At 65.4% G+C, this 24,928-nt stretch carries 16 protein-coding genes; 9 read left to right on the forward strand and 7 right to left on the reverse strand.

Annotation, left to right across the window (positions count from 1 at the left end; genetic code table 11):
• Positions 1–60 precede the first annotated feature (60 nt).
• Positions 61–1,200 (forward strand): sialidase family protein, encoded by a 1,140-nt coding sequence (locus ACYOEI_RS09955; protein WP_462849287.1) that lies wholly within the window; start codon positions 61–63, stop codon positions 1,198–1,200.
• Positions 1,201–1,276: 76 nt separating this feature from the next.
• Here the strand turns inward: ACYOEI_RS09955 and ACYOEI_RS09960 are convergent, their stop codons facing one another.
• From ACYOEI_RS09960 to ACYOEI_RS09970, 3 genes are read right to left on the reverse strand one after another with little or no spacing between them, the layout of a single operon-like run.
• Positions 1,277–3,340, reverse strand: coding sequence for an ArnT family glycosyltransferase (locus ACYOEI_RS09960; RefSeq protein WP_462849289.1), 2,064 nt, complete (start codon positions 3,338–3,340; stop codon positions 1,277–1,279).
• Positions 3,341–3,365: 25 nt separating this feature from the next.
• Positions 3,366–4,910 carry a xylulokinase gene (xylB, locus tag ACYOEI_RS09965; protein WP_462849290.1) on the reverse strand — a complete coding sequence of 515 codons (1,545 nt, stop codon included), beginning with the start codon at positions 4,908–4,910 and terminating at the stop codon, positions 3,366–3,368.
• Positions 4,901–5,752: an MBL fold metallo-hydrolase gene (locus tag ACYOEI_RS09970; protein WP_462849291.1), complete on the reverse strand. Its 852-nt coding sequence runs from the start codon at positions 5,750–5,752 to the stop codon at positions 4,901–4,903. The genes xylB and ACYOEI_RS09970 overlap by 10 nt, the downstream gene beginning before the upstream one ends.
• Before the next feature lie 131 nt (positions 5,753–5,883).
• Here ACYOEI_RS09970 and ACYOEI_RS09975 point away from each other — a divergent pair, with 131 nt between their 5' ends.
• The gene (locus ACYOEI_RS09975; RefSeq protein ID WP_462849292.1) at positions 5,884–6,216 is read left to right on the forward strand and encodes a hypothetical protein; all 333 of its coding nucleotides are present in this window, start codon (positions 5,884–5,886) and stop codon (positions 6,214–6,216) included.
• A gap of 7 nt (positions 6,217–6,223) precedes the next feature.
• Here ACYOEI_RS09975 and ACYOEI_RS09980 read toward each other — a convergent pair whose 3' ends face one another.
• On the reverse strand, positions 6,224–7,258 hold the full coding sequence (locus ACYOEI_RS09980) for a methionine synthase (protein WP_462849294.1): 1,035 nt from the start codon (positions 7,256–7,258) through the stop codon (positions 6,224–6,226).
• A gap of 347 nt (positions 7,259–7,605) precedes the next feature.
• Entirely contained in the window at positions 7,606–9,504 is a 1,899-nt protein-coding gene (locus ACYOEI_RS09985) for a M1 family metallopeptidase (protein WP_462849295.1), read from the reverse strand.
• Positions 9,505–10,079: 575 nt separating this feature from the next.
• Here ACYOEI_RS09985 and ACYOEI_RS09990 point away from each other — a divergent pair.
• The 5 genes from ACYOEI_RS09990 to ACYOEI_RS10010 all read left to right on the forward strand — a co-directional run bounded on the left by ACYOEI_RS09990 (position 10,080) and on the right by ACYOEI_RS10010 (position 19,938).
• Positions 10,080–11,387, forward strand: coding sequence for a DUF1501 domain-containing protein (locus ACYOEI_RS09990; RefSeq protein WP_462849296.1), 1,308 nt, complete (start codon positions 10,080–10,082; stop codon positions 11,385–11,387).
• A 130-nt stretch (positions 11,388–11,517) separates the two neighbouring features.
• Complete coding sequence (locus ACYOEI_RS09995; RefSeq protein WP_462849297.1) at positions 11,518–14,004, forward strand: PPC domain-containing protein; 2,487 nt, start codon at positions 11,518–11,520, stop codon at positions 14,002–14,004.
• 68 nt (positions 14,005–14,072) lie between these two features.
• The gene (locus tag ACYOEI_RS10000; protein WP_462849298.1) at positions 14,073–16,517 is read left to right on the forward strand and encodes a DUF1549 domain-containing protein; all 2,445 of its coding nucleotides are present in this window, start codon (positions 14,073–14,075) and stop codon (positions 16,515–16,517) included.
• Between the two features lie 149 nt (positions 16,518–16,666).
• Positions 16,667–19,006, forward strand: a complete 2,340-nt coding sequence (locus tag ACYOEI_RS10005; RefSeq protein ID WP_462849299.1) for a c-type cytochrome domain-containing protein — start codon at positions 16,667–16,669, stop codon at positions 19,004–19,006.
• 440 nt (positions 19,007–19,446) lie between these two features.
• Positions 19,447–19,938, forward strand: coding sequence for an acetolactate synthase (locus tag ACYOEI_RS10010; protein WP_462849300.1), 492 nt, complete (start codon positions 19,447–19,449; stop codon positions 19,936–19,938).
• Between the two features lie 148 nt (positions 19,939–20,086).
• On the opposite strand, the gene ACYOEI_RS10015 is transcribed toward ACYOEI_RS10010, so the two are convergent.
• Positions 20,087–20,719: an NUDIX domain-containing protein gene (locus tag ACYOEI_RS10015; protein ID WP_462849301.1), complete on the reverse strand. Its 633-nt coding sequence runs from the start codon at positions 20,717–20,719 to the stop codon at positions 20,087–20,089.
• Positions 20,720–20,838: 119 nt separating this feature from the next.
• Between ACYOEI_RS10015 and ACYOEI_RS10020 the strand changes: the two genes are divergently transcribed.
• Together ACYOEI_RS10020 and ACYOEI_RS10025 are read left to right on the forward strand one after the other, a co-directional pair.
• Entirely contained in the window at positions 20,839–21,885 is a 1,047-nt protein-coding gene (locus ACYOEI_RS10020) for an acyl-CoA dehydrogenase (protein ID WP_462849302.1), read from the forward strand.
• A 142-nt stretch (positions 21,886–22,027) separates the two neighbouring features.
• Positions 22,028–22,792 (forward strand): hypothetical protein, encoded by a 765-nt coding sequence (locus ACYOEI_RS10025; RefSeq protein WP_462849303.1) that lies wholly within the window; start codon positions 22,028–22,030, stop codon positions 22,790–22,792.
• Positions 22,793–23,001: 209 nt separating this feature from the next.
• Here the strand turns inward: ACYOEI_RS10025 and aspS are convergent, their stop codons facing one another.
• Positions 23,002–24,762, reverse strand: a complete 1,761-nt coding sequence (gene aspS, locus ACYOEI_RS10030; protein WP_462849304.1) for an aspartate--tRNA ligase — start codon at positions 24,760–24,762, stop codon at positions 23,002–23,004.
• Positions 24,763–24,928: the final 166 nt, after the last annotated feature.

A 24,928-nucleotide genomic window follows, 5' to 3' on the forward strand; every position in this document is an offset into this window, starting at 1 on the left:
ACAATAATGAGCATCGACAGTCGCCCGGCGCGCCGTGTTTTGTCCTCCTGGAGTTTGGCAATGACGCATGACCGTTTTCGTTTCTGTCTGGCCCTGGCTCTCTCGACCGCCTTGAACGGAGTTGGCCTCGGAGCCTGGGCGAATGAACCCGTCCGGGTGGACTCGGAGGGAGGTCCGGATCAGGAGGCGAAACAGCCGCAGGTTACGGTCGACGCCAAGGGTCGGATCTTCGTCGTATTTGGTCGCGGCGACACGGTGCGGCTGGCCGTTTCCGACGATCGAGGAAAGACCTTCACGACCTCCACGGTCGGATCGCCCGGAGTCCTGGCGCTCGGAATGCGTCGGGGACCGAGGGTGGTCGCGACGGAGAACTCCGTGACCATCACCGCGATCGGCGGGGCGCAAGGGAAAGGACGGGACGGCGACGTCTCCTCCTGGCGATCGACCGATCTCGGGAAGACCTGGAGCGGCCCGAACCGGGTCAACACGGTGGCCGGTTCCGCACGCGAAGGCCTGCACGGGATGGCCGCCGGTCCCGGCGGCCGAGTCTTCTGCACCTGGCTCGACCTCCGGAATGGCCGCATGGAGATCTTCGGTGCAAGGTCCGAAGACGACGGGGCCACCTGGAAGCCCGATGCCCTCGTCTACCGCTCTTCGGGTAAGAGTGTCTGCGAGTGTTGCCACCCCTCGGCGGCGTTCGGTCCCGACGGGACGCTTTACGTGATGTGGCGCAACTCGCTCAACGGCTCACGTGATCACTACATCGCCCGTTCGACCGACGAAGGCCGATCCTTTCACGCTGCGGAGAAGCTCGGCAGGGGGACCTGGCAGCTCAACGCATGCCCGATGGACGGGGGTGCCGTCACCGTCAGCCCCGAAGGCAAGGTCGAAACGGTCTGGATGAGAGGCGGCCGGATGTTCTCCGCCGCACCGGGATCCGCCGAACGGTCGATCGGCCGAGGCGTCCAGGGTTGGGCCACGTCCGCCGCCGACGGACCATTCACCGTCTGGCTCGAAAGCCGACCCGGTCGGCTCCTCGCACTTACCCCGAGAAGCTCGACGCCTCTCAAGCTCGCCGAGCAAGCGAACGACCCGGTCGTCGCGTGCGGCCCGGGCGGGCGCGGACCTGTGGTCGCCGCGTGGGAATCGAAGGCCGAAGGGGGTGGAATCATCACGCAGGTGCTCTCGCCGGGCGAATGAGCACGCAAAATGGTGCTCCCAGAACCTCTCTCGAAACCCGTCATTTTCTTAGATAACGGGTTTCGAGGGACGGCCGCTACGGCGTTTTCAAAGGCGGGACGCCCGCGTCTCGCCAGTGGCGTGAAAGGTGTTCGGCCTGCTCGGGCGTCACTCGGTAGAGGAGGATGGAATACCCGACCTGTGCGAACGGCGTTAGCTCTTGAAAGTAGGCGTATGCGTTCATCCAGACGCCACGGGGGGCCCACCGCGGGAGTTCGTCGTCGTAGACCCGCCAGGGTAGGCCTCGGACGAGGGACGCGCTGACGGCATAGAGGCCGGGGTCAAGGCGTCCCTTTGCATAACTCTTGGGCAAGGCCTCGGGCAAGGCCGTGCCGGGGAGCGGAGGGGGGAGGAACCACCGGAATCCCCCCTCGTTGCGGAACATGAAGACGTTCGGGTTGACCTGGCCGAAGTACGCGAGACCGACCCGTTCCTCCGGCGCGTTCGCCTCGAGCCAACGCTTGAGCCCGACCAGGTCCTGTCCCCAGTCGAGGTTGCTGTCGATGAGGTGGGCCGATCCGTTCGAAGGGCCCCCCGAGACGGCGTTGAAATAGGCGAGGAAGTGCGGCGCGATCCAAAGCGTCGCCCCGCACGTCGCCGCCAGGCTCGCTCCCAGGAAGACCCCGGCCGCCCGCCGCTGGGCAAGGTCCTTCATCCCCGCCGCCCAGGGCACGAGCTTCCCCGCGGAGATATACAAATAAGGGAAGATCGGCAGGACGTAACGGAGGCCGATGTTGATGTTGGTGAAGACGCTCATCACGAACAGGATCACGACCGGCATGATGAGTACCGTCAGCTCGTCGAACCACGAGGACCGCGACCGCGACGAGGCCACCATAACCACCAGCGAGGCCAGGACTAGGGCCCAGGTCCCTTCGGGGACCTTGTAGACCAACGTCAAAAAGTAATAATACCACCAACTCTTCTGCCGCAACTCGCCGTCCAGATAGACGGGGTAACCCTTGGGCTCGTCCCGCTCCGATTTCGGATCCAGATACCTCTCGGGGATCCCGTCCGCCTCGAGCTTCTGGTCGTCGAATCCGAGCATGTAGTGCTTGGGGAGCGGGACGGGGAGCGAATCGAGCCAGGTCCCCCGGAAGAGGTTGACCCGGTATCGATACGCGCCGTTGAGCAGAGCGTCTGGGCTGGACGGTCGCCACATCCCGGGGGGGACGTCTCGAGTGAACGTTTTATTCACGAACTCATATTTGCCAAGAGGGATCCCAACCCCCTCGAACGCATAGCCCGCGTCGATCACGAAGAGGCTCAGGACGAACATCAAGGCCCAGCGCCCGAGCCCCGCGGCCATTCCCTCGAAGCGTGCCCCTCGAGCCGAGTTCGAGAGCCAGTGGACGACTCCCAGGAGGGGCCAAATCCCGTAGAGGAGGATCAGGCTGAACTTGGAGAGTTGGGCAATGCCGAGGCAGAGTCCTGCGAGGACGGCCTTGAACCAGGTCGGGCGTTTGAGGTAGTGCCAGAAGACGTAAGTCGCGAGCGCCCCGAGTGCGGTCGCGCCGACGTCGGTGGTGACCAGTCGGCAATGGGCCAGGATGTTCGGGCAGAAGATCCAGAGCGAAAGGCTCAAGAGTCCCCCCCCTGCCCCATACAAGGACTTCGCCCAGAAGAAGACGACCAGGCCGCCCAGGATCGAGAACAAGGGGATCATCAGCCGGGCGCGGGCGAAGAGCTCGAAGTAGTGGGGGGCGTTCTCTTGCTGGAAAGCATGGGCGAAGGCCGCCTTGTTCGGCGGCTCGTCGTTCCAACCCGACATCTTCGAGTCATACGGGACGCGCAAGCCGTCCATGCCCAATACGGGCAAGGCCGCCACGAGCTTGATCAGGGGCGGGTTGTGGTGGTAGAGCCGAAAGCTCCCCGTTTGCCAGTAGGTAAGGCCGGCCGGGAGGTGGACTACCTCGTCGACGGTCGGATTCTCGAGGACGAGACTCATGACCGCGAGCGTCGCGTGGGACGTCAACAACAGCGCAACCGCCAGCACGAGCCTCCTCGTCGACCAGAAGGGCTCGTCGGGAACCTCGGGCGCCTCTTGAGGAGGCGCCTGGGGAGGCTTGGATGATCGTGCTGCTTTCTTTCGATGGGCCACGTCCCGACCTCCCGACCTCGACGTCTTAACGTCCGTAAGAATCGACCAGCGCCGAGATGGCCGAGAACGAGCCTCGGAGGTCGCGGTAGAGCTGCCGGTAGATCGGGTACGCCCGGTCGTAGAACGCCTGGGTCTTGGGGTCGACGGGCGTCTTCCCCGCGAGGCGGATGGTCGCGTCGCAGGCCTCGGGGACCGAGGCGAACCCTCCGGTGCCGACCTGGGCGAGGAGTGCGACGCCGAACGCGGGCCCTTCGGTCGACTCGAGGGTATGGACGTCGACGCCGTACACATCCGCCTGGATCTGGCGCCAGAGCGGGTTGCGGGCCCCGCCGCCGGAGAGCCGGACCTGCTCGATGGCGGCCCCCATCTCGCGGATCAGTTCGAGGCTGTCGCGCATCGCATACGCGGACCCTTCGAGGATGCTCCGCACGAGGTGCGGGCGGCCGTGGCGGACGGTCAGGCCGACCCATGATCCTTTGGCGTTGGGGTCGAAGTGGGGAGTCCGTTCGCCCGTGAGATAGGGGAGGAAGAACAGGCCTTCGGCCCCAGGCCCCGCGATCGCGGCCTCGTCGGTGAGGAGGAAATACGGGTCGACCCCCTGGGCCTTCGCCGCCTCGATCTCGGCCCTGCCGAGCTCGTTGCGGTACCACTGGAGGCTGCCGCCGGCGGCGAGCACGACGCCCATCACGTGCCAGGCCCCCGGCACGGCGTGGCAGCCGCGCTGAAGACGGCCGAGCGGGTCGAAGCCGAGCTCTCGGGTGTGGGCAAAGACGACGCCGGAGGTCCCCATCGTCGCCGAGACCGCCCCCGGCCGGACGATCCCGTTGCCAACGGCCCCGGCTGGCTGGTCGCCGCCCCCGCCGACGACCGGCGTCCCTTCGGCGAGGCCCGTCGCCTCCGACCCGATCCGGCCGACCTTGCCCGAGACCTCGGGACTCTCATAGCACGGTGGCAGGAGCGCCGGGTCGATCTCGAGCTTGGTGAGCAGCTCTCGGCTCCAGCATCGGTCGGCCACGTCGAGGAGTAAGGTCCCCGACGCGTCGCTGACCTCGGTCGCGAACGTGCCGGTCAGGCGATAGCGGACGTAGTCCTTCGGGAGGAGGACCTGTCGGACCTTCTCCCACGATTGCGGCTCGTGGTTGCGGAGCCAGAGGAGCTTCGGTGCCGTGAACCCGGTCAAAGCCGGGTTGGCCACCATCCGGATGAGTTCCTCACGGCCGCCGGCCCTCGACTCGATCTCGGCGCACTCGGCCGCCGTGCGCTGGTCGTTCCAGAGCAAGGCGGGGCGGATGACCTTGCCGGCCTCGTCCAGGAAGACCGAGCCGTGCATCTGGCCGCTCAGGCCGACCCCGGCGATGTCGGAGGGCTTCAACTGGCCCTTGGCGAGGACCTCGGCGATGGTGCTCCTCGTCGCGGTCCACCAGAGTTCGGGATCCTGCTCCGACCAGCCCGGCCGAGGGTGGGAGCACGGGTATTCCGCCGAGGCCGAGACGAGGACCACGCCCCGCTCGTCGATCGCGATAGTCCTCGTCCCCGACGTCCCGATGTCGATCCCAAGGGTCACGCCCACCGTTTGATCTCCCAACGCTCGCCGCACTGCAAGACCCGAGGGACGACCCCGCCAGGCAGGCGTGTCACCTCGGCCTCGAAACGGCCGACCGGTACTGTATTGAAGGTGAACATATCGTAGTGGTGAGGCACGACGAACCGAGGCTGGACCCGGACCGCGAGCGTCACGGCCTCGGCCGCCGACATGTTCCCCGCGACCCCTCGCGAGGGGTCGCGGCCGTTGATCGGCAGGAAGAGGACGTCGAATCGTTCGGGGCCAAGCTGCTCGACCAGGCCGTCGTAGGCCATCGTGTCGCCGCTATGATACAGCCGAACCCCCTCGGACTCGACGACAAACCCCAGATAAAGATGATGGCCGTGCTCGTCGGTGTCGAGCCCTTCGTGCGCCGAGGGGATGGCCCGGACCGAGAACCCTCGCACTTCGATCGTCTCTCCGGCGTCGAGCCCGACCAATCGATTCTCGGGCAATCCCAGCGTCTTGGCGTGCTCGAGCAGCGACCTCGGCAGGGCTAACCGGGCCTCGGAAGAAGCCTCCAGCAACCCCGGCATCGTCCCGGGGTCGAGATGGTCGGAGTGCTTGTGGCTCGCGAGCACGAGGTCGACGACCGCGAGCTCGGCACCCCGAAACGGTGCCCTCGTCATCCGGACGTGGGGCTTGGCCGTTCCCTCGTACTTGGCGGTCAGGTGCTCCGAGAGGTACGGGTCGATGACGAGCAGCCCGTCCGGCGACTTCAACGCATAGCCGCTCTGCCCGAGCCACCAGATATCGAGCGACCCTCGCCCCGGCTCGGACGTGCGGATCTCCTCAAGTAACTCGGCACCCGACCGCAATGGCTCGATCATTCCTGCTCGCTCCTCCCGAAGCCAACAATCCGGCACTCAGCCGAATGGCTTTCCGACACCGATCCGGCACCGGATGTGCATCAAGTCTTCGATAAGAACTGTCGTATCGAACTTCTTCCGGAGAATGGATCATGAAGCGATTTTTCCATCCCTTCTTGTTGTCGATCGCGGTCATCGGGATGGCGGAGGCCCTCTCGGGGTGCAGCCGCGAGTCGAGCAACCCGGACGTCCAGGCCGCCGAGTCCGCGGTCGGCATCGATCCCAATAAGGAGCGTCACATCAGCGAAGAGAAAACGAGAGACGTGACGGTGGTCAAGGACACGAAGGTGATCGACAATCAGACGGGCAAGACGATCTCCGAGAAGTCCGAGTCGACCCCCGTGAAGATCACCGAACAGAAGAGCGAAAAGACCAGCATCGACGTGAACGTCGGAGACACCAAGGCGCAACCCGCACCCAAGTGAGCGGCCTTCACGAAGCTTGCCCACCGATCGAGGCACGCACGAGCCTGACGCCGTCGACCATCGCCTTCGACTTGGCGACCGCGATATGCCGGGCCGTCTGCGAGAAACCGCAATCGGGCGTGATCGACACCCGCGAGGCGTCGACCAGCGTCAGGACCTGCCGGAGCCGTTCGGCGACCAGTTCGGGCGGCTCGATCCACGTATTCTTGACGTCCACCAGTCCGACCGCGACATCCATGGTGTCCGGAAGCTGCGCCAGCAATTCCACCTCGGCCATCTCTCGGCTCGCGAACTCGAGCGCGAGTTGGTCGACTTTCACGCGGCCGATGTGCGGGAACAGCGGGGAGTACGACCGCCAGCCGACGGCCCTCGCCCGATAATTCCCGAAGCACATATGCATACTTACATAGGCGTCGACCCCTTCGACGGTCCTGGCGATGACGTCGAGGAAGACTTCGGGGTCGTCGGGGTGGCAGGCGAAGCTCGGCTCGTCGAGTTGAAGGAACTCGATCCCGGCGGCACACGCGGCCTTCAGCTCGGCATTGACGATCGGGATCAGGGCCTCGGTCACGGCCGTACGATCGAGATAGACATCGCCCCCCGCGAGGCATCCCGCCAGCGTGAAAGCCCCGGGAATCGGCATCTTCACAGGGGCCGAACTCAACTCGCGGAGCCGTCGATATTCGTCGACGATCCCCAGGCCATTGGGTGCCCGGAGGGGTGCGACGCAGCGATATTTTGAGCGCTGGTCGTGCGCAGGGGCCCCCCAATTTCGAGCCATGGGCAGGGCTTCGAGCCCTTCGAGATAATCGTAGAATCCCAGGTTGAAGTCGACCCGCTGCATCTCCCCGTCGGTGATGCGGTCCAACCCCGCGCGAAGTTGGTCATCGACCGCCAGTCGGATCGCGTCGCGGAGCGCCTCCTCGCGGTCCACGGGGCCGAATAGGCCGGGATGGGCCGCGACGTCGGCGATGAACTTCTCATACCAGCCGGGGAACGACCAACTGCCGATCACGGTCGCGGGGAGTAAAGTTTCGGACATCGTTGCGTTCCTCGATGGGCAGAAGCGGTGGACTCGCAGCCAAAGGTCGGTCAGACGACAGTCCGGCTGCCATGAGAACCCGTGTCGAAACCCGTTCTTTTCTTAAAAGACGGGTTTCTGATCCGCTCGACGCCGACGACCCGTCGCGGGATGCTGACGGCTTCCCCGCATCTACCGGGAAAGACCGGAGGACGGTGCATACCCGGCTTGAAGGCCCTGACACCGCCCTCGCTCCATGAGACATTTGGGCTTCCGCCCCTTCAACGCCGACAACCCCTCGTGGGATGTCGATGTCTCCTGCCTCAGAAACCCGATTATTCAGAGAGATCAGGTTTCGAGGCTGACACTCAGCCCTTGCCAAGCAGACGATCCACCGAGTCCACGGTAATCGGGTGATAGAACGGCCGTGCTTTCTCATAGATGGCCTTCGCCCGGGCCTTGCCTTCCGGCGTCTTCTTCAACTCGCCGTAGAGTGGCATCAAGAACTTCCGCCGCCCGATGGTCGTGAGAAATGACTCGAGCCTGGCGTCGGCGGGCGAATAGTGGTTGCGGATCGCCATGAGCAGCCAGGTCTCGGCGACCTCGGAGTTGCCCGAGGCCGTTAGCGCAAAGGCGCGGTCGAGCTCTTCCATCTTTTCGGTTGGCAATTCGAGCGGGAGCGTCTGGAGAAACTCCAGCCACTCGTGAGTCGACCACCCTTGAGTTTCGATTCGACCGACCGGCAAGGCGTCGTTCGCCCAGTCCCGAGCCTTCTGCGCGACGATCGCGAGCTTCTCGGATTTCGGCTCGGGGAGGTCGGCCGGCAGGCCCGGCTCTTCGAGCCAGGCGTGGAGGTTGATGCGCGAGGCGGCCCGTTCGTCGAAGGGGAAAAGGTGGCGACGGAGGTAGGCCTCGAACATGTCCGTCGTGATGCTCTGGAAGGCGAAGTGGTCGAAGTAGCCGCGCAGGAATTCGTCGAACCGCTGCCGACCGAACGCCTCCTCGAGCGTCCGCAGCAAGAAGGCCCCCTTCTCGTAAGGCACTCCCGTCATCCCTTCGTCCGGGTCGCGCCCTTCGAGGTTGATGTGGAGGATCTGGTCGCGAGGGGCGAAGTCTTTCAGTTGGGCCCGTAGGTCCTTCAACCCCAGGACCTCTTCCATCTTCGCGCGGTCACGCCCGTAGATGTCCTCGACGATCCGGCGCTCGAGGTAGGTGGTGAAGCCCTCGTTCAGCCAGAAGTCACGCCAGGTCGCGTTCGTCACGAGGTTTCCAGACCACGAATGGGCAAGCTCGTGGGCGACGAGGGCGATCAGCGAGCGGTCCCCGGCCAGGATCGTCGGCGTGGCGAACGTCAGCTTGGGGTTCTCCATGCCGCCGAAGGGAAAGCTGGGCGGCAGGACGAGGATGTCGTAGCGTCCCCAGCGATAAGGGCCGTAGCGACGTTCGGCCGCCTCGACCATCTTCTCGGTGTCGGCGAACTCGTTGGCACAGGCCTCGATCATCGAAGGCTCGGCATAGACGCCGGTCCTCGGCCCGAGCGGCCGGAAAGCGAGATCTCCCACGGCCAGCGCGATAAGGTAGGCGGGGATCGGTTGGGGCATGTCGAAGCGATAGAGCCCCTCAGCCTCGTCGCTCGGCAGGTGATCGGCGCTCATCGCGGCCTTGAGGCCTTTGGGGGTATGAATCGTCGCGCCGTAGGTGATCCGAACTCCCGGCGAGTCCTGCACGGGGATCCACGACCGGGCGTGGATCGCCTGCGACTGCGTGAACAGGAACGGCTGCTTCTTGCCCGCAGTCCGCGGCGGGTCGAGCCACTGCAACGCCCCCGCCTTCTCGGCCGTTCGGTAGGTGATCCGGACGCGCGTCGCCGAAGGAGGGAGGATGATCCTCAGCCTCGAACCCAGGATCGGGAGTGCGCCCGCCGGAGCCCCGAGTTCGAAGGGGGTCTCCGCGGACGTCGAACCGCCCATGATCGCCTCGACCCGTTCGATCGCGAGTCCCCAGGTATCAAGGTCGAGCGGGGCGTCGGCGGGACACCCCGGCTGTCTCTCGAAGTCGAGGGTCGCGGTCCCTCGCAGCGTCTTCCCTGTGAAATCCGCGGTCAGGTCGAGCTCGACCCGCTTCACGCGCACCTGCTCGGGATTCCCGAACGAGTGAGCATCCCGAGCCCCCTCGGCGCCCTGGACCTGCATTCCCATCACCACCCCCAACGCGAAGAGGCCCGCCAGGACCGACCCAAATCGTGATCCGAAGGAAATCATCCTCATTCTCGCAGTTCCTCGGGTAGATCCCGGACTCAGGGATGAGCGGGTGCTGGTCGAATGTCTCCAACGTCACCGACTTTATCGCGGCCGCCCGCGGTTGGCCAGCATCGAGGCAGGACGTCGCATGACCGTCACGAAATGTCCAACGACTACGGAACACGGTTTGCTAAAAATTGTCCAAAGGCGTTCAGGATCAATCGATTCTGGAATCTCAGGGATCTTGAAAAAAAGCGCCAACGGGATGTCCTCACGCGACCGTATAGAGGCATAGTCTCGGCGTCTTGTTGAACATTCGCAGCACAATCCTTCTAAATCGCCCCATGCCGACCTGCGTAGCTGCATGGACGTGTGACCCCCGCCCGCTGTCTTGCCCAGGAAACCGGAAGCCCTCCCGAGGGTCGAAGGTCCAACCAACCAGCCAACCCGAATGTCTCGGCGATTTGATTCCGCAAACTCGCCTCCGCGTTCGGGATCGGGCATGACACGCGTCGTGCGTCCGGCCTTTTGAGCGATGTGGCGGGCAGGCCAGGGACTTTCGGTAAGCCAATCCGATCCATTCTCCCGAAGGAGACGTTTCGATGTCTGAAGGTCATTCGCGGCAATCGATGGGTCGTCGAGGATTCCTGACGGTCGGCACCATGGGGTTCGGCCTCTCGTTGGGCAACTACTTCCAGCTCAAGGCACGCGCCGAGCTAAAGAACTACGCCCCGATCGCCGCGAAGGCCGACTCGGTCATCCACATCTTCCTGCCCGGCGGTATCGCCCACCAGGAGACCTTCGACCCGAAGCCGTTCGCCCCGATCGAGTATCGCGGCGAACTCTCGCACGTCGCCACCAAGATCGAAGGCGAGCCGTTCTCCGAGACGCTGGCGAAGACCGCCCAGGTCGCCGACAAGCTGACGGTCATCCGCTCGATGACGCACGGCGAGGCGGCCCACGAGCGCGGCACGCACAACATGTTCACGGGTTACCGCCCGAGCCCGGCGCTCCAGTACCCGAGCTTCGGCAGCGTGGTCTCGCACGAGTACGGCCCGAAGAACAACCTGCCGCCTTACGTTTGCGTCCCGAGCATCCCGAACGTTTACGCGGGGACCGGCTACCTGAGCTCCTCGTTCTCGCCGTTCAGCCTCGGCAGCGACCCGGCCGACGGCGGGTTCCGAGTCCAAGATCTGAATCTGCCCGGCGGGATCGACGAGTCGCGGTTCGCCACCCGGCGCAACATCCTCGACTCGGTCAACGACTACTTCGCGCACAAGGAAAAGAGCGACGGCCTGGCCGCGATGGACACCTTCTATCAGCGGGCCTACAGCCTGATCAGCTCGCAGAAGGCCCGCGAGGCGTTCGACATCAACGCCGAGCCCGCCGCGATCCGCGATGAGTATGGCCGCAACACGGCCGGCCAGCGGATGCTGATGGCCCGACGATTGGTCGCCGCGGGCGTCCGGCTCGTCTGCTTGCAATACGGCGGCTGGGACCTCCACACGGGGATCGCGGCCGGCATGCGGAGCCAGATGCCCGCCTTCGACCAAGCCTACGCCGCCCTCATCAACGACCTCTCCAGGACCGGCCTCCTCGATCGGACCATCGTCATGGTCTCGAGCGAGTTCGGCCGGACCCCGAAGATCAACAAGGACGCGGGCCGCGACCACTGGCCGAAGGTCTTCAGCGTCGTGCTCGCGGGCGGCGGGTTCAAGCGAGGCTACGTCCACGGTGCCTCCAACGCGACGGCCACCGAGCCCGAGCGCGACCCGATCGGCCCCGAGGATCTCGCAACGACCGTCTACCACCAGCTCGGCATCGTCGCCGACAAGGAGCTGATGGCCCCGGGCAACCGGCCCATCGAAATCGTCGATGGCGGTAAGGTCCGCAACGAACTGCTCGCCTGATCGCCCCGAAGCTCGGAGTCCTCCCGCCCGTCTGTCCCATGCAGACGGGCGGGCCACTCCCCCCTGCTCGCCCCGGAACACGCCCGGCATCGTCTCCCCACGACCCTCCCTTTGGATGATCTCTAATCCCATGGCTGATCGAATCGCAATCCGGTCGCGGCGCCTCGCCGTTGCGTTCGCGACGCTGGCGCTGGCTCTCGGCATGATCGGCTCGGACGCCCTGGCCTCGTCCCCGAGCCTCTCCTCGCTCCGCCCGATGGGCGGCCAACGCGGGACTGAACTCGAGGTCACGCTCGGGGGCGCCCGGCTCACCGACGCCAAGGAAATCCTCTTCTACCGGCCCGGGATCACGGTCTCCAAGCTCGAGGTGGTCAACGACGGTGCGGTGAAGGCAACCTTCAAGATCGCCCCCGACTGCCCGCTTGGCCTGGTCGACCTCCGGCTCCGCTCGGCGACCGGCCTGAGCGAGTCGAGGAGCTTCAGCGTGGGGGGCCTCAAGGAGGTCTCGGAGGTCGAGCCGAACAACGACTTCGCCGTCCCCCAGGTGATCGCGATGAACTCGACCGTCAACGGGATCGCGGACAACGAGGACGTCGACTACTACGTCGTCGACGCGAAGAAGGGGGAGCGGATCTCGGCCGAAGTCGAGGGGATCCGGCTCGGGATCACGTTCTTCGACCCTTACGTCGCGATCATGAACGCGAAGCGCTTCGAGCTCGCATCGAGCGATGACTCGGCCCTGATCTGGATGGACGGCGAGGCGTCGGTCATCGCCCCCGAAGACGGCAAGTACATCATCCAGGTACGCGAGAGTGCCTACGCCGGCAACGGCGCCTGCCTCTACCGGCTCCACGTCGGGAACTTCCCGAGGCCGACCGGGACGATCCCCGGCGGCGGCAAGATCGGCGAGGCCGTCGACGTGAAATGGGTCGGTGACGTCGCGGGCGACACCACCACCAAGGTCACCCTACCGGCGACACCCATCCGCGACTATGGGGTCGTCGCCCAGGACGACAAGGGGATCGCTCCCCATCCGAACGTCTTCCGACTCTCGCCTTTCGGGAACGTCGTCGAGGTTGAGCCGAATGACACGCAGCCGACCGCGACCCCGTTCACGGCCCCGATGGCCCTCAACGGGGTGATCGGCAAGCCCGGGGATGTCGACAACTTCGTCTTCAAGGCGACCAAGGGGCAAACGTTCGACGTCAAGGTCTTCGCGAGGAGCCTGCGGTCGCCGCTCGACTCGGTCATGTATCTTGGGCCGAGGAATGGCGGAGCCCTGCTCGGGAGCGACGACAGCACCGGGCCCGACAGCTACTTCCGGTTCTCGGCGCCGAATGACGGCGAGTACGCGATCTGGATCGTCGACCAGCTCTCCAAAGGGGGGCCTGACTACGCCTATAGGATCGAGGTCAGCCCGGTCGAACCCCGACTGGCGTTGAGCGTCCCGCCGGAGTCGGTGGCCCGCGGGACGGGGATCATGGCCATCGCCGTTCCGAAGGGGAACCGCCAGGCGATCCTCGTGAACGCCAGCCGCGCCGACTTCGGCGGCGAGTTGAACTTCACCCCCTCGAATCTCCCCGCCGGGGTTACGATGGAGGCCGACACGATGTCGGCGAGCATCGCCACCTTCCCGGTCCTCTTCTCGGCAAAGGCCGACGCCCCCCTCGCCGGGACCCTGATGGGCCTCCAGGGAAAGCCGGTCGACCCGAACGTCAAGGTAACATCGGAATTCGCGAACAACATCGAATATGTGCTGAACCCGCAGAACGCCGGGCTTTCGCTCTGGACCCGGACCGTCGACACGCTCCCTGTCGTCGTGACCGACGAAGCCCCCTACTCCATCGAGATCGTCGAGCCCAAGGTTCCGATGGTCCGAGGCGGCTCGATGAACCTGAAGGTCGTCGCTACCCGCAAACCCGGGTTCACCGCGGCGATCTCGGTCTCCCTGCCCTGGAATCCTCCAGGCGTCGGCTCTTCGGGAAGCATCGCGATCCCTGAGAAGCAGAACGAGGCCCTGATCCCGATGAACGCGGACGGAGGCGCCGAGCTGCGGACCTGGAAGATCGTGGTCAACGGCTACTCGGGCGGACCGACGGGACCGATCATGGTCTCGTCCCAGCTCGCCAAGCTCACCATCGCCGCACCCTACGTCGGCTTCGCCTACCAGGCCGCGAGCGTCGAGCAAGGGAAAGAGGTCGACATGGCGGTCACGGTCGCCAAGGCCGTCGACTTCCCCGGTGAGGCGACCGTGACCTTGCTCGGCCTGCCCAACAAGGTCACGACCGACGTGCTGAAGATCACGAAGGACTCCACGAACCTCCTCTTCAAGATCAAGACCGACAAGGTCTCCCCCGCCGGCAACCACGCGAGCCTGTTCTGCCAGGTCATCGTGACCCAGAACGGCGAACCGATCGTCCACAACATCGGGACGGGCCAGTTGCGGATCGACGTGCCGCTCCCGCCCAAGGCCAACGCGCCCGCCCCTGCGCCGATGCCGGTGGCCGCCGCCGCACCTCCGCCGACCGCGGCCCCAGCCAAGCCGCTCAGCCGGCTTGAGAAGCTCCGGCTCGAGGCGAAAGAACGGGCCCAAGCCCAGGCTCAGGCCGGCAAATGAACCACATAGAGAAAACGTTTCGACCCCCAGCCCGCGTGCGTCCCACGCCCCTTGAAGGATCGAACTCGATGACCGCGAGACTCGTTCGATATTCCCTCGCCGTGGTCGCCCTGCTCGGCCTGGCGCAGTCCGGGAAGGCCGACGGGCCGGCTTTGGCGAAGGTCGAAGTCTTCCCCGCCGACATCAACTTGACCACGGCGGCCGATCGCCAGTCGGTGGTCGTCCAGGCCACTTACGCCGACGGCATCACTCGCGACGTGACCAAGGATGCGACGCTGACCGTCACCAACCCGGCGCTAGTCAAGCGCGAGGGTTCGACCTTCTACCCGGCCGCAGACGGTGAGTCGACGGTTGCGGTCGCCTTCGGCGGTCAGACACTGACCATGCCGTTGAAGGTCGCCCAGGCGACCGCCCGGCCTCCGTTCAGTTTCCGGCTCGACATCATGCCCGTCTTCATGAAGGCCGGCTGCAACACGGGGAGCTGCCACGGGGCCGCTCGAGGCAAGGACGGCTTCCGGCTCTCGCTCTTCGGCTTCGACCCCGACGGCGACCACTTCCGCCTCACCCGCGAGATGGTCGGCCGCCGAGTCAACCTCGCCGTGCCCGCCGACAGCACGCTCCTCGAGAAGTCGATCGGTGCGGTGCAGCACACGGGCGGCAAGCGGTTCGAGGCCGACAGCGAGATGTACAAGACGATCCAGACCTGGATCGAATCCGGCGCCCCGAACGACGACGCCAGCAAGCTCCCGAAGGTCGTCGGCGTCGACCTCTATCCGAAGCAAGGCGTGCTCGACGGCCAAGGGGCCACCCAGCAGATGACCGCCCGCGCCCGATACTCCGACGGTAGCGACCGCGACGTGACCCGGCTCTGCGTCTTCCTCACGAACAACGAAGGGTCGGCCGCGGTCAACTCCGATGGCCTCGTGACGGCCGGGAGCCGAGGCGAGGCCTTCGTCATGGCCCGCTTCGAGACGTTCACCGTCGGCTCGCAGATGATCGTGCTCCCCAAGGGCCTCAAATTCGAGTATCCGCAGGAGCCCGAGGCCAGCTTCGTCGACAAGCTCGTCGCGGATAAACTCCGCAAACTCCGAATCGGACCTTCCGGTATCTGCGACGACACGACGTTCCTCCGTCGCGCCTACTTCGACGTGATCGGCCTGCCACCGACCATCGAGGACTACCAACGCTTCATGTCGTCGACGGCCCCCGACAAGCGGGCGAAGCTGATCGACGAGTTGCTCGGCCGCAAGGAGTTCTCCGAGCTCTGGGTCAACAAGTGGGCCGAGCTGCTCCAGGTGCGGACCGACGCCACGAAGAACGTCAGCCAGAAGGCGATGTTCCTGTACTACAACTGGCTCGTCGAGAAGCTCTCTAAGAACACGCCGATGGACGAGATGGTCCAGGAGATCCTCGGCGCCAACGGCGGCTCGTTCAAGAACCCGGCGACCAACTTCTACCTCGGGGCCCCCGAGACCCTCGCCCTCTCCGAGAACGTCGCCCAGGTCTTCATGGGCATGCGGATCCAGTGCGCCCAGTGCCACAACCACCCATTCGACCGCTGGACCCAGAACGACTACTACGGGTTCGCGGCGTTCTTCTCGCAGATCGGCCGGAAGCAAGGGGAGGATTATCGCGAGATCATCTTCTTCAACTCGGGCGGCGGCGAGATGAACCACCCGGTTGGTGGCGCCGTGATGAAGCCCAAATTCCTGGGCGGTGACGCCCCCGACGTCGCGGGCAAGGACCGCCGCGTCGTCCTCGGCAAGTGGCTCGCCTCGCCGCAGAACCCCTGGTTCGCGACCTCGTTCGCCAACCGAGTCTGGGCCCACTTCATGGGCGCCGGGATCGTCGAGCCGATCGACGACTTCCGAGTCAGCAACCCCGCCTCGAACCCCGAGCTGCTCGAGGAGCTCGGCAAACGGTTCACGGCCTCGAAGTATGACCTGAAGGCCCTCGTCCGCGACATCTGCAACTCGAAGACCTACCAGCGATCGACGCAGCGGAACGAGAGTAACCAGGAAGACGAGCGGAACTTCGCCCACGCGAACCTGCGGCGGATCAAGGCCGAGAACCTCCTCGATGCCATCAGCACGGTGACCGACACCAAGGACAAGTTCCAGGGGCTCCCGCTCGGCGCCCGCGCGGTGCAGATCGCCGACGGGACGAGCTCGACCTACTTCCTCACGACCTTCGGTCGGGCGACTCGCGAGACCGTCTGCTCATGCGAGGTGAAGATGGAGCCGACCCTCTCCCAGGCCCTCCACCTGCTCAACGGCGACACCGTGAACGCCAAGATCCAGCAAGGGGGGCTGATCCCCAAGCTGATCGCGAACAAGAAGTTCCCCGAAGAACGGATCATCGAGCTTTACATTCGCACTCTCTCACGCGAACCGACCAAGTCGGAGATCGAGAAGCTCGCCCCGGCCCTCGCCGAAGGGTCGAACCAGAAGCAGGCCCTCGACGACATCTTCTGGGCCTTGCTCAATAGTCGTGAATTCCTGTTCAACCATTGATCTCCCCTCGGGGCTGCGTGACGACGACTGTCGCGCGGCCCCGCTCCACGGCCCTTCCTGAACCGCGTTCGACCAGACCACCCCGACACACCTGCCCGTCCGGACGGGGCTAACCGCCTCGGCCGCGATCCCTCGCGAGGCCTGCGTATATGCGTGCGAAACTGATCGGCGTGATCGCTTCGGGTATCCTGGCCTGGACCTTGGGCGTCGACCGCGCGTCCCTGGCCGCAGACGCCAAGGCGAAGGTCACGTTCCAGGACCAGGTCTCGGCGGTCTTCAAGAGCCGCTGCAACTCGTGCCACAACGCCGACAAGCAGAAGGGGGGCCTCAACCTCGAGACCTTCGGCGGCACGATGCAAGGCGGAGGCTCGGGCAAGGTCGTCGAGCCGGGCGACGTCGACGGGAGCACGCTCTTCAGCCTGATCACGCACAAAGAAGAGCCGAAGATGCCCCCGAACTCGCCGAGGATCCCCGACGCGGAGATCGAGGTCATCAAGCAGTGGATCGAAGGCGGAGCGCTCGAGGCGGCCGGCAGCCTGGCCATGGTCAAGGCGAAGCCGAAGTTCGAGTTCAAGCTGGACCCGAACGCCGCGGGCAAGCCGGTCGGCCCGCCCGCGATGCCCGAGAACCTCTCGACCGAGCCCGTCGTCGTCGCCCCCCGGCCGAACGCGGTGCTTGCGATCGCGAGCAGTCCCTGGGCTCCCCTCGTCGCGGTCGCCGGACATAAGCAGGTCCTGCTCTATAACACCACGAACAATCACCTGGCCGGCGTCTTGCCGTTCCCCGAGGGGACGATCAACGTCCTCAAGTTCAGCCGCAACGGCGGACTCCTCCTCGCGGGGGGCGGGCGAGGGGGCCAGTCGGGCCTCGCCGTCGTCTGGGACGTCAAAACGGGCAAGCGGGCCTTCGAGATCGGCAAGGAGTATGACGCGGTCCTCGCGGCCGACATCAGCCCCGACCACGGCCTCGTCGCCCTCGGCGGTCCGAGCAAGATCCTCCGCGTCTACAGCACGGCCGACGGCCAGCTCGTGTACGAGTCGAAGAAGCATACCGAGTGGGTCACGGCCATCGAGTTCAGCCCGGACGGCGTCCTCCTCGCGTCGGGCGACCGGAACAACGGCCTCGTCGTCTGGGAAGCCCACACGGGTCGCGAGTACTTCGACCTCCGCGGGCACACCCTGGCGATCACCGACCTCAGTTGGCGGCTCGACTCGAACGTCCTTGCCTCCTCGAGCGAAGACGGGACCGTCCGCCTCTGGGAGATGGAGAACGGCTCGCAGATCAAGAACTGGGGAGCCCACGGCGGCGGCACCGCCTCGGTCCGATTCGCGCAGGACGGCCGGCTCGTCACGACCGGTCGCGACCGCGTCGCCCGACTTTGGGACCAGAACGGCGGCAAGCAGCGCGATTTTGAGCCCTTCAACGACCTGGCCCTCGATGCCGTGTTCACCCACGACGCCGCCGAGGTGATCGCGGGCGACTGGTCGGGCGAAGTCCGGGCGTTCGGGCTCGCCCAGGGGAATCGGCTGGCGAACCTCTCCGCCAACCCCGCGCCGATCGCCACGAGGCTCGCGCAGACGACCCAGGCCCTGGCCGCCGCCGAGGCCGAGTCGACGAAGTTTGCCCCGCTGATCGCCGCGGGCGCCGAGAAAGCGGCCGCACTCGCCTCTGCCCAGGCGGCCCTGACCGCCGCCCAGGCCGCGGTCACTCAGCGGACGACGGAGAGCCAGAACGCCGCCGCGACCTTGAAGCGGATAGAGGCCGCCGAGCAGGCGGTCCCCCCGGCTATCGCCCAGGCAAACCAGGCCGCCGTGGCGAAGACCGCCGCCGAAACGGCCGCGATCGAGAAGACGTCCGCCGAGAAAGGTGCGGTCGACGCCACGACCGCCCTCAAGGCCAACCTGACCACGCTCCAGGCCGACAAGGCCTCCGAGGACAAGCTCGTCGTCGAGGCTTCGAATGCCGCCAAGTCGGCCGACAAGGCCACCGCAGAGAAGGGTGCCGCCGACCTCGCAGCCCACACAACTCGCGCGGCCGAGCTCAAGGGTCTGATCGAATCCGCGACCGCCTTGCAACTCGCCGCCCAGATGATCGTGGACAGGACGAAGGCCGAAAAGGGAGTGGCCCTCAAGGCCGTGGAGACCGCCCAAGCCCAGGTCGTCGCATCAACCACCGCCCTCGCTGCGGCCCAGGCCGCGGCCCAGAAAGCGGCCGCGGACAAGGGTGTTGCCACAAAGGCACTCAACGACCTCGACGCCGCGCTCAAGGCCGCGACGGCTCTGGCCACGACCCGCAAAACCGAGGCCGACCAGGCCACCGCGGCCAAGGCGGCCGCGGACAAGGCCCTCGCCGACAACAAGCCCGCCATCGACGCTGCCACCGCCAAGGTCCAGTCGTTGAAGGCCGAGGCCGACGCTCTCGCCCTCGAGAAAAAAGCGAACGACGCCGCCAAGACCGCCGCGACGACAACCGCCTCTCAAGGGGGTTGAGCGCGGGTTCCGAAACCCGGTGTTCAAGAAAACACCGGGTTTCTGGCCCACTCAACGCCGACAAGCGGAAGGGATCCCGAGGTCTCGCCGACAACCTTGCCCGGGGGTTGTCGTGGTCAACTGGCACAGGAACCCGGTTTTAAGAAAACACCGGGTTTCGAAACAGGCTCCAATCCTCCTCGTCGCCTGGCACTGTTCTTGGAATCCGGTTTGCCGACGCGGCCGGCCTGGCTGTCCAGCCCCTCAATCGAGGATCCGAAGGGACGGTGTCTCTCGATGGGACCTCGCCCTCGATCCTCTTCGTATCCGTCGCTACGACCCGAAGATCAGGACAGGCGGCAAGGCGCGGGCCATTGACCGTCCTGGTTTCGAGCATTAAACTTCGGTGAGGTTTGAGGTAACTAACCCGCCCCGCACCGAGGACCGAACGAGGCTCGTTTATGAGTTTTGGCGAGGCTGGTGGGAGCGAGGTCGACTTCGAAACGATGCACGGCCGCAACTGGCCGTCGATCGCCCAGTTCTCCGTGTTCCTGGAGAACCGGGTCGGTCAACTGCGCGAAGTCACTCGGGCCTTTCATGGATCGAAGGTCAAGATCGTCGGCTTGATGATCTCCGATTCCGCCGACTGCTCGATCATTCGCCTCATCCTAAGCCACCCCGAGCAGGGCCGGGAAATCCTCGCCCTCCACAAGCTCGCGTTCGCCGAGAACGAGCTCCTCGTCGCGGAGCTCGCCGCCGGACCGAACTCCCTGGCCGACCTCTGCACGGCCTTGCTCCAGGCCGAGATCAACATTTATTACGCCTACCCGCTCATCATCCATCCCCACGGCCGTTGCGCGGTCGCCATGCACGTCGACAACATCGAGCAGGCCGGCACGGCCCTCCACGCGATGGGCTTCGAGATCGTCTGCGAGGCCGACCTCTCAGCCTGATCCGCTGCTTTACAAGCCCGAAGCGCAAGCGAGTGAATTGTCTTACAGCGAATCAAAGAAGATTCACTCGTTTACGCTTCGGGCTTGTGATTGTTCGCTCGCAACGCCGCATTAGAGCGACGATAGCAGGGCGTGATCGGCTCGAGTTTCAGGAGAGTTTCGAGCGATAGCGTTTGCCATCCCCGGCATCGACGAGGATCTGCCCGGCCTTGAGACGCCGGTCTCGCCAGATGTAGGCGAGGCGGGTCGGCTTGCCCAGGCTCCGAAAGAGGCGTTTGACGTCCTCGTCGCCGAACTCGAGCGGGAGAAGCGCCAGGCCGATCGGCCCTTCCTCGACGGCCTTCGAAACCCACTCGAGCGCCTTGGCGAGGATCTCGTCGTGATCGAAGGCCAGGGGCGGGACTTCTTTGGGATCGATCCAGGAGGCATGAGAGGCGTCGTCGCCACCGAGCACGGAGGGTAAAGGGCCTCGAACGGCTGCGCCGAAGACGAAACTGATCGTGCGGCCCCTCGGGTCGCGGCCGGGAGTGCCGAAGACTCCGAGGAAGGTGATCGGACCCGAGGCGTCGAATCCGGTTTCTTCTCGGAGCTCGCGACGTGCCCCGTCTTCGATCGGCTCGTCGATCTCGAGGAACCCGCCGGGAAACGCCCAAAGCCCGGCGAACGGGTCGTGCTTGCGTTGGATCAGGAGGACGCGGAGTTGATCGTCCACCAGCGCGAAGACGGCGAGATCGACCGTCGCGGCCGGCCGGGGATAGTCGTAGCAGTACGGAGCGGGCATGCGGCGTGTACCTTCGCGTCGATCCTATTGCCGAGGTCCCGTGATTGAGTCAGACTACCATGATGAGCATGACTCCTCCGAGTTTTTTCCCGTGGCCCGCGACGGGGAGCGATGAGCGGTTGGCACGTCTGGTCGAGCGCCTGGCGGAGGCCGACGGGGCGGCCGACGAGGCTGGCGGTTGGCCGTCGGGACTCTGGTCGATCCTCGTCGAGGCCCGTGCGACCCACTGGGTGCTGCCTCGGGAACTCGGCGGCCTGGGACTCGCCCGGTCGGCCTTGCTCGAGTATTACGCCCGGGTGGCCTCGGGCAGCCTGACGGCCGCGTTCATCCTCTCCCAGCACGACGCTGGAGTCCGCCGTCTCCTCGTGAACGCCCCTCGCCCCTGCGCCGATCATTGGCTCGCCGAGATCACCGCCGGCCGAGCCTTCACCACGGTCGGGCTCTCCCAACTGACGACCTCGCGCCGGCATGGAGCCCAGGCCCTCCTCGCCGTCGAGGCCGGCCTGGGGCAGTACCGTCTCGACGGGGCCATCCCCTGGGTCACCGGCGCGATCAAGGCCGACGTCGTCGTGGTCGGGGCTGTCCTCGAGGATGGCCGGCAACTCCTGATCGCCTTGCCGAAGGACAGGCCGGGATTCTCCGTCCAGCCCCCTTTCGAGCTCGCCGCCCTCCAGGCCTCGTGTACGTCGGAGATCACCTGCGACGGTGTTTTGATCTCCGACACCGACCTCCTGGCCGGGCCGTCCGCCGACGTCCTCACGACCCCGGGCTCGGCCGGAACCGGGGGCCTCGAGACTTCGGCCCTGGCCCTCGGGCAGGCACGTGCCGCCCTCGACATGCTCACCGCGGAGCTCCCTCGCCGCGAGGACCTCGGAGAGCCGGTTGAAGCCATGACAGAGGCCTGGACCCAGCTCTGGCAGGATCTGACGGCCACCGCCGAAGGGCTCCCCGGCGCCCACTCGCCGGGCCACGTCCGAGGCCAGGCCAACGCCCTTGCCTTGCGGACCACTCAGGCCTACCTCACGGCTCGCAAAGGGAGTGGCTTCCTTCGCTCCGACCCTGCCCAGCGCTGGGCGAGACAGGCCCTCTTCTTCCTCGTCTGGTCCTGCCCGAGCCCCGTCGCCCAGGCCGCCATCCGCGACCTCGCCGGGCTCTGCTCCCTCTAACCCCATCGGTGGATCGACATCGGCCTCGGGGGCGTCGCGGATGAAAGACAACGCCCCTGGGGTGAGCTCCTTACTCACGGCTGTCCATGCGAACGGACATGCGCGGGCGATCGATATCGATCAACTGGCCGGGTCAATATCCGTGCAACGTTTCGAATCGACGGGGGCCCTCGCGAACGGTCTGCCACGGCCTGGCTTCGCTTCGGCCCTGGGGTTCTGGTTCACGACGGCTCATCCCCTCTCCCCAGAGCCCGTCGTGGCCTTCGCCATCGACTTTGCCCCGACCCAAGAATCGTTCAAGAACAGGTCGACCCCAGTTCTGGAGACGTTACTTCCCCAACGCCCCGAGCAAACCGTGAGGCTCAAGTCCCCCAGTCCCGAGGTCGGCGAGTTGCTCCTAAAGGTGAGTGCGGCCGGAGCGTTGATCTCTGCATCGGACTCGGCCTGGGCCGCGCAGGGCGAAGCCGTCCTCCTGGCACTCGGCGTCTACTGGAGGTTCCTCGCCATCGATCGAGAGCTCGACCGATTGACCGAACAAGCACGAGACGACCTTAGACACGCCGTGATGCCCGGCCTGAGAACGCTCCAGGTTCGCCGACAGCTCGTCGACAACGCGGCCGCGATCCGACGACTCCACCTCAACCTACCCCACTACGCCGGGCCGCTCACCGACAGCCTTTCCTTTAGTTCCACGGTCGGCTCCGCCCAGACCTTCGAAGTCCTGGCCGAGAAACTCCGTCTCGACGCCTGGTGCGAACGAATCGACGAACGTGCCGAGGCCGTCGAAGCGAGCTACGAATCGATGGTAGATCGGTTACTAGGATTTCAAAGCCTGGTGGGCGAAGTGCTGATCATCATTATCCTGCTGGGGGAGCTTGGATTAACGATTTGGGGATTGTTGGGGTAGCGGGAGAAGGAGGGATTCACCACAAAGGCACAAAGGACACAAAGTAGAAACAGCAAGCAAGTAATTTGAAACAATGTGCTCGAGTTAGCTTTTCTCAGAAAACCTAACATCATCAAATCAACAATCAAAGACAATTTGACACAAAGAAAGAAGAGCGAGTTGAACTTCAACCCGCTCACTTTCTTTGTGTCCTTTGTGGTGAATCCTCTTTATTCCACGATCCGAATCCGCAAATCTCGGAGTTGTCGGGCATCCACCGTCCCCGGCGCACCGGTCATCAGGTCACTGCCCTTGGCGGTCTTGGGGAAGGCGATGCAGTCGCGGATGTTGGTCAGGCCGGCGTAGAGCATGACCAGGCGGTCGACGCCGAGGGCGATTCCGCCGTGGGGCGGGGCACCGTTCTTGAGGGCACCGAGCAAGAACCCGAACTTTTCTTCGGCCTGCTCGGGGGACAGTCCGAGGAGCCCGAAGATCTCGGCCTGGACGATCGGGTCGTGGCACCGGATCGTCCCGCCGCCGCACTCTTCGCCGTTGACGACCAGGTCATAGGCCTGGGCGCGGACCTTGGCCGGGTCGGTCTTCAGCAGGTGGAGATCTTCGGGCAAAGGCATGGTGAAGGGGTGGTGTTCGGCGACGTAGCGCTGTTCCTCGGCGTCCCAGGCGAGGAGGGGGAAGCGGATCACCCAGGAGTAGTGATACGACTTCGGGTCGTAGAGCTTCAGCTCGGCCGCGAGCCGGGATCGGAGGTTCGTCAGGGCCTGGCTCGTCACCGCCTGGCTGTCGGCGACGACCAGGATCAGGTCTCCCGCGACGGCGGAGAACCGCTCGCGGAGGCTGGCCTGGACGGCCGGCGGGAAGAACTTGGCGGTCGGGCCGGTCATGGTGTCGGCCTCGACCTTGAGCCACACAAGGCCCTTGGCGCCGAAGGTCCCGGCGAACTCAGTCAGGCCGTCGAGGTCTTTCCGGCTGTACTTCAGCCCGCCGCCGGGGGCGCAGAGCCCTCGGATCCGAAGGCCGAGCTCCTTGGCCTGGTGGAAGACCTTGAACTCGGTCTCGGGGGCGAGGTCGGCGAGGTCCTTGAGCTCGACGCCGTACCGGAGGTCGGGCCGGTCGTTGCCGTACCGCTCCATCACGTCGTGGTAGTCGAGCCTGGGGAACGGCTGGGAGAGGGTCTCGCCCGTGAACTCCTTGGCCAGGGCGGCGACCAGGGGTTCCATGGTCGTCATCACGTCCTGATCCTCGACGAACGACATCTCGACGTCGAGCTGCGTGAACTCGGGCTGGCGGTTGGCGCGAAGGTCCTCGTCGCGGAAGCAGCGAGCGATCTGGTAGTACCGATCGAAGCCCGCAACCATAAGCACTTGCTTATAAAGCTGCGGCGACTGGGGCAAGGCGTAGAAGTGGCCGTCGTGGACGCGGCTCGGGACGAGGAAGTCGCGGGCCCCTTCGGGGGTGCTTCGTCCCAGGATCGGCGTCTCAACCTCGAGGAAACCCTGCCCCGACAGCGACATCCTCATCAATTGTGCCATGCGGTCGCGAAGGATGAAGATCGACTGCATCGCCGGCCGACGGAGGTCCAGGTAGCGATATTTGAGGCGGAGCTCTTCGTTGGCCTCGGCCCCCTGGATCTCGAACGGCGGCGTCGGGGTCGCGTTGAAGACCTCGAGCTCCTTGGCTCGGACCTCGATCGCGCCGGTCTTGAGCTTCGGGTTTTCCTTACCGGGGAGGCGCTTGGCCACCTCACCTCGAATGGCAACAACATACTCGCTGCGCAACTCGCGGGCCGCGGCCTGAAGGGCCTCGCCGACCTCAGGCTCGAAGACGCATTGCGTCAGGCCGTAGCGGTCGCGGATATCGATGAAGACGAGGCCGCCGAAGTCGCGCCAGGCGTCGACCCAGCCGTTCAAGGTGACGGTTTGCCCGACGTGGTCTTGAGTCAATACGCCGCAGGTATGTGTCCGTTTCAGCATGGTCGTCGCGTCTTCGGCCGCCGTCGGGGAAAGGGGTAAGAACGTATCTTGAAACCCGGTCTTCTCTTAAACACCAGGTTGGCTCATGTCGCGAGATCGTTGCCAGGTCATCAAGTAGGGTGGGCACCGCCCACCAGCCTTTCCTGATGACGGTGGGCGGTGCCCA

The sequence above is a fragment of the Singulisphaera rosea genome (assembly GCF_054877945.1).

What these genes read in the sequence shown, in the direction of transcription:
- ACYOEI_RS09975 (WP_462849292.1), top strand. Translation starts at nt 5,884, where the DNA reads ATGAAGCGATTTTTCCATCCCTTCTTGTTGTCGATCGCGGTCATCGGG.
- ACYOEI_RS09995 (WP_462849297.1), top strand. Translation starts at nt 11,518, where the DNA reads ATGGCTGATCGAATCGCAATCCGGTCGCGGCGCCTCGCCGTTGCGTTC.
- ACYOEI_RS09985 (WP_462849295.1), bottom strand. Translation starts at nt 9,504, where the DNA reads ATGAGGATGATTTCCTTCGGATCACGATTTGGGTCGGTCCTGGCGGGC.
- ACYOEI_RS10015 (WP_462849301.1), bottom strand. Translation starts at nt 20,719, where the DNA reads ATGCCCGCTCCGTACTGCTACGACTATCCCCGGCCGGCCGCGACGGTC.
- ACYOEI_RS09990 (WP_462849296.1), top strand. Translation starts at nt 10,080, where the DNA reads ATGTCTGAAGGTCATTCGCGGCAATCGATGGGTCGTCGAGGATTCCTG.
- ACYOEI_RS10010 (WP_462849300.1), top strand. Translation starts at nt 19,447, where the DNA reads ATGAGTTTTGGCGAGGCTGGTGGGAGCGAGGTCGACTTCGAAACGATG.
- ACYOEI_RS10000 (WP_462849298.1), top strand. Translation starts at nt 14,073, where the DNA reads ATGACCGCGAGACTCGTTCGATATTCCCTCGCCGTGGTCGCCCTGCTC.
- ACYOEI_RS09955 (WP_462849287.1), top strand. Translation starts at nt 61, where the DNA reads ATGACGCATGACCGTTTTCGTTTCTGTCTGGCCCTGGCTCTCTCGACC.
- aspS (WP_462849304.1), bottom strand. Translation starts at nt 24,762, where the DNA reads ATGCTGAAACGGACACATACCTGCGGCGTATTGACTCAAGACCACGTC.
- ACYOEI_RS09970 (WP_462849291.1), bottom strand. Translation starts at nt 5,752, where the DNA reads ATGATCGAGCCATTGCGGTCGGGTGCCGAGTTACTTGAGGAGATCCGC.
- ACYOEI_RS10005 (WP_462849299.1), top strand. Translation starts at nt 16,667, where the DNA reads ATGCGTGCGAAACTGATCGGCGTGATCGCTTCGGGTATCCTGGCCTGG.
- ACYOEI_RS09980 (WP_462849294.1), bottom strand. Translation starts at nt 7,258, where the DNA reads ATGTCCGAAACTTTACTCCCCGCGACCGTGATCGGCAGTTGGTCGTTC.